Annotated in this window: 3 protein-coding genes and 1 pseudogene; 3 read left to right on the forward strand and 1 reads right to left on the reverse strand. The window is 55.2% G+C overall.

From position 1 onward, the window contains the following. The first annotated feature begins 156 nt into the window (after positions 1-156). Together UU9_RS17115 and UU9_RS18120 are read left to right on the forward strand one after the other, a co-directional pair. On the forward strand, positions 157-555 hold the full coding sequence (locus tag UU9_RS17115; protein ID WP_007083025.1) for a hypothetical protein: 399 nt from the start codon (positions 157-159) through the stop codon (positions 553-555). A gap of 127 nt (positions 556-682) precedes the next feature. Continuing rightward, the gene (locus UU9_RS18120; protein WP_156804340.1) at positions 683-1,117 is read left to right on the forward strand and encodes a hypothetical protein; all 435 of its coding nucleotides are present in this window, start codon (positions 683-685) and stop codon (positions 1,115-1,117) included. Positions 1,118-1,165: 48 nt separating this feature from the next. On the opposite strand, the pseudogene UU9_RS17120 reads toward UU9_RS18120, so the two are convergent. Continuing rightward, positions 1,166-2,385 (reverse strand): annotated as a pseudogene (locus UU9_RS17120) (IS4 family transposase). A 201-nt stretch (positions 2,386-2,586) separates the two neighbouring features. Here UU9_RS17120 and UU9_RS17125 point away from each other — a divergent pair. Further along, the coding region (locus UU9_RS17125; protein ID WP_007083027.1) for a hemagglutinin repeat-containing protein at positions 2,587-2,788 on the forward strand (202 nt) is incomplete at its 3' end.

Genomic DNA, 2,788 nt, shown 5'->3' on the forward strand with positions numbered 1-2,788 from the left:
GTCAAACCCGGGCCATCTCAACCTGACCCCGTTGTCTGACCCCGTAGCCTGTGAAGTTGTGCAGGCTACCGCGCCTGCGCCACTTTAGTTGGTCAGGTGTCGCACTTCGTTGTTGAATTCACCGATCACCTTGTTCAACCAACCATTGGGGGATGTATGAAATATCTGCTACTGGCTGTCCTGTTGGACTTTTTTGTATCTGGGGTCTTTGCAGCAGAACCAGCGCGATGCAAACAGCAGACCGTCGAGAAGTCGGTCATGGAAATGTGTCTCCTGCCCGGCGCTGCATTTCAACATGACTTGTACACACTTAAGGCTGACAAGGTGTTGATATTTGCTCTCGTTGATGACTATTCCGAGAATGTCGAGCTTGAGCACACCATTCCGGAAGGTTTGACAATCGAATTTCCACTCTCGAAGCAGGGCGAAAAGACCATAAAGATCAGAGGGGGCTGTGTTCCCGAAAGCAAAGATGGGGCAGAAGTGGCGCGAGTGTGTAATTTCTATTGGGGAAAGTATCAGATTATCAAAGGCGTTCGCTTCGAGTTTGAGTAGATTCTTCTTCGATCAGCTAGTCGCCGTCGACTTCTTCGACGTCGTCTCCCTATAGTTGCTAGGGAAAAAGACGCGATCCACTCAACTACAACGTTCATTTTGTTTGCCTTAATGGAGATTATCTGAAGTGAATAAAGTCATTACTTTTCTGAACGTGGCTGTTGCTTCATTGACCTTGATCGGCTGCGCTTCAACAGAAAGAAATGGAAAAGAGAAAAGCAATACTTCCAATGCAGGCACCTGCGATGAGCATGAAGCAGTCGCTAATAAATCGTATAATTTTGGAGCAATGAATTTTTACAAGTCGTATGCGATTACAAATGATCTGCAAGGAGCGCAAGCACAATTATTTCTAATAGAAAATGGATTGAAAGAAAAGCCAATAGGAAATTTCGCTGTAGCTTACAAGTCTGCGGAGCGGTCCTATGACAAAAATTTATCTTCGGCTAAAGTGATGGGTTGTGATACAAGTAAATATCCACCCTCCCCGGTAGATGCTTTCCGTAAGGGGGTAAAAATCCTTGAGGAAAAATCAAAATACGGAAAAGGGGACGGAGGCTAGAAACAGGGGTCAGAAACAGGGGTCAGTGTCTGAGGTTTCCCCACGTTTTCATGCTGGCACACCCAGTTGATCAAGCAGTTGCAGGCTTGGGTGTCGTAGCTGATCGATGAGTTCGCTCAGGCGTGCGCTCGACCAACGTCGCACGAGTGCTTCTCGACCGAGCCGCATGACCGAGTAGAGACGTCGTGTCGATCGGAACGGCGCGATCGGAACGGCGCGAGCCAGGCGTCGATGCCGCATCGCTCGCATGCCATACCCACGAGCCAGCTGGCAAACGCGGCCATCGCACTGAGGAGCAAGAGCACTTCGATACGCGCCCCTTTGCGGGTGAGGCTGTCCTCGAAGCCCTGGCCGTAGCGATGGGATTTCAGATCGCGGAACGACAGTTCGATCTGCATGCGTCGCCCGTACAGCGTGATCAGCTGGCGCGTACTGAGCGTCAGCGAAGGCGATGCCACGAGTAGCCACGGTTCGCTCTCCCGCTGTGCGTTCTTGCGGCTGTTGGAGTTGCAAGCAGGTACGCCTTGCCGATTGCGATGTTTGCGGCCTTTGGGTGGCTTGGCGTGCAACATCACACGTGCCGTCAGGGGGTTGCTGCGCGCGATATCCATCGATCCGAAATCGCGCGGCCTGCGCGCTGCCAAGGCATACATGGCTTTGCACGTCACCCACTCACCTGGTTCATCGGGTACCTCAACGGGCCTCAGATACGTCGTATTGCGCAAGCGCCCCAGCCACTGCCAGCCCATCGCCTCGACCGCCCGGAACCATGGCCCGCGGAAGCCGGCGTCGGTTACAAGAATCGGTCGCACGTCATCGGGAAGTACGTGCGCCAGACGTTGTAGAAACTGCTTTTCCGCCTTCGGTGAGCCTTGCTGGCCATTGGGAAAAACCATGTCCAGGATGGGAAGCGAACGGCCACCCACCGGAATAGCTGCACGCAGCAGATGCCAGCTTCGATCGGACTTCAGATCCGACCAGTCAATGACAATGGTCGGCTGCTTGTTGCGCACCAGCCAACGCGCCATGGCCTTGTAAAGATGCTCGCGCTCGACATGCAGATGGCGGTTTCCCAATAGTCGATCCAATGCTTTGAGCGGCGCGCGCACGCGCTCAGCGTCAGGCCACGAGCGTGCCAGATCCATCAGCGTCAGGCGGCTGCCGTGAATCATCGCCTCGACGGCACGCAGCAGCACACGACTGCGTAGCGCATGCATCGAACCAAGTGCGTCACGCAGGCACTTTTGCAATACTTCGGTAGCGCGCATGGTGTGGTCTCCTCTGGCTTCGTAACCCGTGAGGAATGACTGCATCATGCGCGCACTGTTCCTTCAGTCCGCGTGCAACGTGTTGATTGAGCGAGGAGATTCGTGGGGAAACCTCAGGGTCAGTGTGGACTTTCGGATGGCGCATAAAGTTCACACTGACCCCTGTTTTGGCAAGGCAGCACGGTAACGGCGAGTCGCGACGTGACCATCGTGGCGACGGGCGATGGCACCAAGGGTGCGGACGGCTATGCGGCGAATGGCGACATCCACCTGCAAGGCGCGCAGGTGCAGGCTGGCCGCGATGCCAGCCTGGCGGCGGCCCGCGACATCACCCTCACCGCTGGCCAGGACACCACCAATCGGGACAGCGCCAACCACAGCAGCAGCGCCAGCATTGGCGTGG

Source organism: Rhodanobacter fulvus Jip2, from assembly GCF_000264315.1.
Classification (GTDB): Bacteria; Pseudomonadota; Gammaproteobacteria; order Xanthomonadales; family Rhodanobacteraceae; genus Rhodanobacter; species Rhodanobacter fulvus.

Bases quoted from the DNA above. Each gene is read 5' to 3' on its own strand.
- UU9_RS17115 (WP_007083025.1), top strand. From the start codon at position 157: ATGAAATATCTGCTACTGGCTGTCCTGTTGGACTTTTTTGTATCTGGG.